The organism is Burkholderia sp. LMG 13014, from assembly GCF_905232215.1.
Taxonomy (GTDB): domain Bacteria; phylum Pseudomonadota; class Gammaproteobacteria; order Burkholderiales; family Burkholderiaceae; genus Burkholderia.
Genome location: NZ_CAJNKE010000321.1, coordinates 1 through 6,859, shown reverse-complemented (window position 1 = coordinate 6,859; position 6,859 = coordinate 1). Strand labels below are relative to the sequence as shown.

Sequence of the window (6,859 nt, the reverse complement as noted above, 5' to 3'; positions counted from 1 at the left end):
GCATGTCGTCCATCGAATCCATGCCGGCCATGCCTGCGTGACCGGCATGCTGCGCCCACGCGGCGCGCGCGAACAGCGACGCGGCCGCGACACCGATGGCGCGCGACAGGAAGGTTCTCCGTATCATCAATCGTTCCTCGTTATCCATGCTGCGTCGCGCGGCCGCCGCAACACCCGCGCCAGCCGGCTGTCGCGCCGATGCGCGACGCGAATCCTGATGCCCGCGTCATCATAACCGCAGGCCCATATCGAAAAGCACCGCCGCCGGCCGGGCGGCGATACGCCGCAGGGTTCAACGACGCCGCACCCGATGCGGTACACGTCGACCGACATCGGCGACCCGCGCTGTACGGCCCGTCACTCGCGACCGCAGCACGCCACTCAACCCTGCCCCATTCAGCTTCCAGGCGGTCGCCAGGCGCCTGCCGTTCGGCCCCGCCCTGGCGCTTGTCGCACCACCGGCCCGCCAACCCACCAATATTTCACGATGCGGAACAAGTCTCTGCGTTGTAAAAATTCGTGGTGCAGGGCACAAATTTCCCGTTTCGCGATGCCAAAAAACGTTCCACAATACAAAACGATGCAAATAATTATTTGTTTTTAAAAGAGAATTTTTGTTTAGTGAAGCCGTTCTACATGCACCATCCGACCGGGTCCCGGACGTAGACTTTGTCCCATGCACTGACGCTTCGCCACGACGTTCGACACGGAACCCGGCGCAAGCAGCCAGCCGGGCCACCAGGTGGCACAACAGAATCGCTTGTGATCAGAAAGGGAGAACGGAAATGAAGGGATTTCGCTTTGGTTCAGCGCTCGGGTCGTTCTACATCCTGCCGGGTAACGGCGGCTGGGAAGCGACGTTCGGCAACGCCCTGCTCGGTGCGTTCACGTGCCCCGAAGTGGCAGCCGACCACATCTCCCGTGGCGACTGCGAGCAACTGTCCGAACTGGACACGGCCACGCTCGAAGTGCCGCACGAAATCGCCGAATGGGAAATCGTTCACGTCTGAATGGCAAGCCTGCAACGAAAAACGCCCCGGGCGTCCGGGGCGTTTTCCTTTTGTAACAGGCAGCAGGCGGTAATGCCCGCCGCGCCGGTACACGCATCGACTCGCGCGATCGCGCGACCCGCGTCAGGCGACCGCGTCGACGATGCCGTTCAGCGTCGCGCTCGGGCGCATGGCCTGGCTCGTCAGGTCGACGTTCGGACGGTAGTAGCCGCCGATGGCCTGCGCGTTGCCCTGTGCAGCCGCCAGTTCTTCCAGGATGCGCGCTTCGTTGTCGGACAGCGCCTTCGCCACGCCTTCGAACTGCGCCTTCAGCGCCGCGTCGTCGGTCTGCTCGGCCAGCGCCTGCGCCCAGTACAGGCACAGGTAGAAGTGGCTGCCGCGGTTGTCGAGGCCGCCGACCTTGCGCGCCGGCGACTTGTTCTCGTCCAGGAACTTGCCGGTCGCCTGGTCGAGCGTCTTCGCGAGCACGAGCGCCTTCGGGTTCTGGTAGGCGTTGCCGAGGTGCTCGAGCGACGCGGCCAGCGCGAGGAATTCGCCGAGCGAATCCCAGCGCAGGAAGCCTTCCTCGACGAACTGCTGCACGTGCTTCGGCGCGGAGCCGCCCGCACCCGTTTCGAACATCCCGCCGCCGGCCATCAGCGGCACGATCGACAGCATCTTCGCGCTGGTGCCGAGTTCCATGATCGGGAACAGGTCGGTCAGGTAGTCGCGCAGCACGTTGCCGGTGACCGAGATCGTGTCCTTGCCCGCGCGGATGCGCTCGAGCGAGAAACGCGTCGCGTCGACCGGCGTCATCACGCGGATGTCGAGGCCGTTCGTGTCGTGATCCTTCAGGTAACGCTCGACCTTCGCGATGATCTGCGCGTCGTGTGCGCGAGCCGGATCGAGCCAGAACACGGCCGGTGCGCCGGTCGCGCGCGCGCGGTTCACCGCGAGCTTGACCCAGTCCTGCACCGGCGCGTCCTTCGTCTGGCACATGCGCCAGATGTCGCCGGCTTCCACCGCATGCTCGAGCAGCACGTTGCCCGCTTCGTCGGTGACGCGCACGACGCCGTCCGCCGGGATCTGGAACGTCTTGTCGTGCGAACCGTATTCTTCAGCCGCCTGCGCCATCAGGCCGACGTTCGGCACGCTGCCCATCGTGACCGGATCGAACGCGCCGTGCTGCTTGCAGTCCTCGATCACGGCCTGGTAAACACCGGCGTAGCAACGATCCGGAATCACGGCCTTCGCATCGTACAGCTGGCCGTCCGGGCCCCACATGCCGCCCGAATCGCGGATCATCGCCGGCATCGACGCGTCGACGATCACGTCGCTCGGCACGTGCAGGTTCGTGATGCCCTTGTCGGAGTTGACCATCGCGAGGCGCGGGCGCACTGCGTATTCGGCCTTGATGTCGGCTTCGATCGCTTCGCGCGTGTCGGCCGGCAGGTCCTTCAGGCGCGCGTACAGGTCGCCGATGCCGTTGTTCGGGTTGAAACCGGCCTGCGCCAGCACGTCAGCGTGCTTCGCGAGCGCGTCGCGGTAGAACACCGACACGAAATGGCCGAACAGGACCGGATCGGAGACCTTCATCATGGTCGCCTTCAGGTGCACCGAGAACAGCACGTCCTGCGCCTTCGCATCGGCGATCTGCGCTTCGATGAAGCTGCGCAGCGCGTTGCGGCTCATCACCGATGCGTCGATCACTTCACCGGCCTTCACGGCCGTCTTTTCCTTCATCACCTTCTTCGCGCCATCAGCCGTCGTGAGTTCGATCTTCACGCTGCCGGCATCGGCGATCAGCGCCGACTTCTCGCTGCCGTAGAAGTCGCCTTCGCTCATGTGCGCGACGTGCGCCTTCGACGTGGCCTTCCACGCGCCCATCTTGTGCGGATGCTTGCGTGCGTAGTTCTTGACCGACAGCGGCGCGCGGCGGTCGGAATTGCCTTCGCGCAGCACCGGGTTCACCGCGCTGCCCTTGATCTTGTCGTAGCGGGCCTTGACCGCCTTCTCTTCGTCCGTCGACGGATCTTCCGGATAGGCCGGCAGCTTGTAGCCCTGCGCCTGCAGTTCGGCGATCGCGGCCTTGAGCTGCGGCACCGAGGCGCTGATGTTCGGCAGCTTGATGATGTTCGCTTCCGGCTTCAGCGTGAGCTGGCCCAGTTCGGCCAGATCGTCTGCACCCTTCTGCTCGGGCGGCAGGACGTCTGCGAATGCCGCGATGATGCGGCCGGCGAGCGAGATGTCGCGCGTTTCGACGGCGACGCCGGACGAGCGCGTGAAGGCCTTGACGATCGGCAGCAGCGAATAGGTCGCGAGCGCGGGCGCTTCGTCGGTGAGGGTGTAGATGATCTTGGGCGAAGTGGACATGGTCGATGCGTTGCTACGTGAAAATTTTGACTGAGAGCGCCGGCGGGTAACCGGCGGGGAGCGACCGGGTCGGTCGCGAAAGGGGCGCGCCGGCTCAGCCGGGCGGTGGTGTTGCGAGGGCCGTCATGTTCTACCTTGCAGGGGCTCCGGGCCGCATCGCGGCGCCGCGGCCCGCATGCCGGACCGCCCTGCCAACAAACCTGCCATCCACGAAACGCTCCGGCGCCGGCAGTGGGCGCCGGGGCGGCCGGACACGCCGGCCCACCCCGGAAGGGGACTTACATGTTCTCGATCAGCACTTCACCGAAGCCCGAGCACGACACCTGCGTCGCACCTTCCATCAGGCGCGCGAAATCGTACGTGACGCGCTTCTGCAGGATCGACTTCTCCATCGCGGCGATGATCGTGTCGGCTGCTTCCGTCCAGCCGAGATGGCGCAGCATCATTTCCGCCGACAGGATCTCGGAACCGGGGTTCACGTAATCCTTGCCCGCGTACTTCGGCGCGGTGCCGTGCGTCGCTTCGAACATCGCGACCGAATCCGACAGGTTCGCACCCGGCGCGATCCCGATGCCGCCGACCTGCGCGGCCAGCGCGTCGGAGATGTAGTCGCCGTTCAGGTTCAGCGTGGCGATCACGTCGTATTCGGCCGGGCGCAGCAGGATCTGCTGCAGGAACGCATCGGCGATCGAATCCTTGATCACGATCTCGTTGCCCGTCTTCGGGTTCTTCACGCGCATCCACGGGCCGCCGTCGATCAGCTCGCCGCCGAATTCCTTCTGTGCAAGCGCGTAGCCGGCGTCACGGAACAGGCCTTCCGTGAACTTCATGATGTTGCCCTTGTGCACCAGCGTGACCGACTTGCGATCGTTGTCGATCGCGTACTGGATCGCCTTGCGCACGAGACGCTCGGTGCCTTCGGTCGACACGGGCTTGACGCCGATCCCCGAGGTTTCCGGGAAGCGGATCTTCTTCACGCCCATCTCGTCCTGCAGGAACTTGATCACCTTCTTCGCCTGCTCGGAGCCCGCGGCCCATTCGATGCCTGCGTAGATGTCTTCCGAGTTCTCGCGGAAGATCACCATGTCGATCTTTTGCGGCTCGCGCACCGGCGACGGCACGCCCTTGAAGTACTGCACCGGGCGCAGGCACACGTACAGGTCGAGTTCCTGGCGCAGCGCGACGTTCAGCGAACGGATGCCGCCGCCGACCGGGGTCGTGAGCGGCCCCTTGATCGACACCACGTATTCCTTGAGCACCTGCAGCGTTTCGTCCGGGAGCCACACGTCCGGACCGTACACCTTCGTCGCCTTCTCGCCCGCGAAAATCTCCATCCAGTGGATCTTGCGCTTGCCCTTGTAGGCATGCGCGACCGCCGCGTCGACGACCTTGATCATGACCGGCGTGATATCGAAGCCCGTACCGTCGCCTTCGATATAGGGAATGATCGGCTGATCGGAAACGTTGAGCGAGAAGTCCTTGTTGACGGTGATCTTGTCACCGCCTTCCGGAACCTTGATGTGCTGATACGGCATGATCGACTCCAGTGACGTGGCTGAGCAGGTGATGCTGGTCGAAGCTGCGCGCGCGGCGGGGGCGCGGCATGGCCACCCCGTGACGGCAACAGCGAGCCGCTATTCTAGCGCCCCAACCGGGCACTTCGGCATGAAGCGCGGCACTGCGTATCAAGACCCCACTTATGTCTTATATAAGACAGAGGACTTGCCGTTCCGTATTATGCATTAAGATTCCGCCATTTGCCATAGACCGCCCGCCCCCGCTTCCCGCGGCCCGCCGGGCGGACGCCCCGCCATGAACCTGATCGCCCTCAACAAGCCGTTCGGCACGATTTGCCAGTTTTCCGCGCACGAGACGCGCCCGTCGCTCGGCGACTGGGTAAAAACGCCCGGCGTCTACGCGGCCGGCCGGCTGGACGCGGACAGCGAGGGCTTGCTGCTGCTCACCGACGACGGCGCGCTGCAGGCGCGCATCGCCGAGCCGCGCCACAAGCTCGTCAAGCGCTACTGGGCACAGGTCGAGGGCGCGCCCGGCCCTGCCGACCTGAAGGCGCTCGCACGCGGCGTCGACCTCGGCGACTATGTGACGCGCCCGTGCCGTGCCGAATTCATCGAACCGCCCGACACGCTGTGGCCGCGCAACCCGCCGATCCGCTACCGCGCCGCGATCCCGACGACGTGGATCGAGCTGGCGATCACCGAAGGCAAGAACCGGCAGGTGCGCCGGATGACGGCGGCCGTCGGCTTCCCGACGTTGCGCCTGGTGCGCGTCGGCGTCGGCGCACTGGATATATTCGCGCTCGGCATTGCACCGGGAGAAACAATCGCGCTGCCGCCGCGCGCGCCGTGGGATGGTTTCGCGCCCGTCGGATGACGAATTCGGGACGGGCAAATTTTTCGTCATCTTTTTCGTCAACCGCCTGCGAAGATCGCGCGTTAAACCACGCAGATGCCAACCTTAGCTATCCGGCATTGGCAGCCGAAGCCGTGTTTGCGTCACGAAAGCGACGTTTTTATCGAATACGATTCGGCGCCCGCAGCGCAATGAGAAATTTCTCGAAGCGTCTGTCAACCGAAAGGTGGATGGCACCGTTAGACGACATGACTCCTATTGCCGGGTCATTTGGTTAATTAACTAAAGCTGAGGAACACAACATGAACAAACTGATCGCCGCTCTGGTCGCTGGCCTCTTCGCAACGGCTGCTTTCGCACAAGCATCGGCTCCGGAAGCTGCTCCGGCAGCTGCTGAAGCTGCTTCGGCACCGGCTAAGCACGCTGCTAAGAAGCACCACGCAGCTAAGAAGCACCACAAGGCATCGAAGAAGGCTGCAGCAAGCGACGCAGCAGCACCGGCAGCTGCTTCGAACTAAGTAAGCTTGCTGTAATAACGCAGTCAAGAACACGCAGTCTTGCCGTTCTTACGGCGTTGAAAGGCAGATCACCGCAAGGCGATCTGCCTTTTTCTTTTGTGTGCCCGCCGACGCGCATCGCGTACCATGCGGGTCTCGTTTTCCAGATAGGAGCCTTGCTGTGCAATTCTCCCTGCGCTCGTCGCTCGGCCGCCTTGCGCGCGCCGCCGTGTTTCCCGCCGCGCTCGCCGTCCTCGCGCTCGGCATGCAGGCCGCCAGCGCGCAAGTGCCCCCCGGCGCCAAGCAGCCGAGCGAATTCCCGCGCGTGAAGCTGCGCGCCGGCATGTACGTGATCGACGCGGCCGTCGCCGCGAACGACCCCGACCGCGAACAGGGGCTGATGTACCGTTCGCAGCTCGCGCCGAACGAAGGCATGCTGTTCGTGTTCAACGAGAACGCGGTGCACTGCTTCTGGATGAAGAACACGCTGATCCCGCTGTCGATCGCGTTCATCCGCGCAGACGGCACGATCACCGACATCGACGAGATGAAGGCCGAGACGACCGACAACCACTGCCCGCGCAACAACGGCGCCTATGCGCTCGAAATGAGCAAGGGCTGGTTCGCGGC

6 protein-coding genes are annotated in these 6,859 nt (G+C 64.2%); 4 read left to right on the top strand and 2 right to left on the bottom strand.

The window, feature by feature from the left end; genetic code table 11:
- Positions 1 to 785 precede the first annotated feature (785 nt).
- Complete coding sequence (locus tag JYJ84_RS24655; protein ID WP_122946094.1) at positions 786 to 1,010, top strand: hypothetical protein; 225 nt, start codon at positions 786 to 788, stop codon at positions 1,008 to 1,010.
- Positions 1,011 to 1,133: 123 nt separating this feature from the next.
- Here JYJ84_RS24655 and JYJ84_RS24650 read toward each other — a convergent pair whose 3' ends face one another.
- Positions 1,134 to 3,362, bottom strand: coding sequence for an NADP-dependent isocitrate dehydrogenase (locus tag JYJ84_RS24650; RefSeq protein WP_175223017.1), 2,229 nt, complete (start codon positions 3,360 to 3,362; stop codon positions 1,134 to 1,136).
- A 278-nt stretch (positions 3,363 to 3,640) separates the two neighbouring features.
- Positions 3,641 to 4,897 carry an NADP-dependent isocitrate dehydrogenase gene (gene icd / locus JYJ84_RS24645; protein ID WP_006478026.1) on the bottom strand — a complete coding sequence of 419 codons (1,257 nt, stop codon included), beginning with the start codon at positions 4,895 to 4,897 and terminating at the stop codon, positions 3,641 to 3,643.
- Between the two features lie 277 nt (positions 4,898 to 5,174).
- On the opposite strand from icd, the gene JYJ84_RS24640 reads away from it, so the two are divergent.
- From JYJ84_RS24640 to JYJ84_RS24630, 3 genes are all read left to right on the top strand, one after another.
- Positions 5,175 to 5,753 (top strand): pseudouridine synthase, encoded by a 579-nt coding sequence (locus tag JYJ84_RS24640; RefSeq protein WP_175223016.1) that lies wholly within the window; start codon positions 5,175 to 5,177, stop codon positions 5,751 to 5,753.
- A gap of 281 nt (positions 5,754 to 6,034) precedes the next feature.
- Positions 6,035 to 6,250, top strand: coding sequence for a hypothetical protein (locus JYJ84_RS24635; RefSeq protein WP_011352970.1), 216 nt, complete (start codon positions 6,035 to 6,037; stop codon positions 6,248 to 6,250).
- Positions 6,251 to 6,410: 160 nt separating this feature from the next.
- Positions 6,411 to 6,859: DUF192 domain-containing protein (locus JYJ84_RS24630; RefSeq protein ID WP_205189564.1), on the top strand; the 449-nt coding region annotated here is incomplete at its 3' end.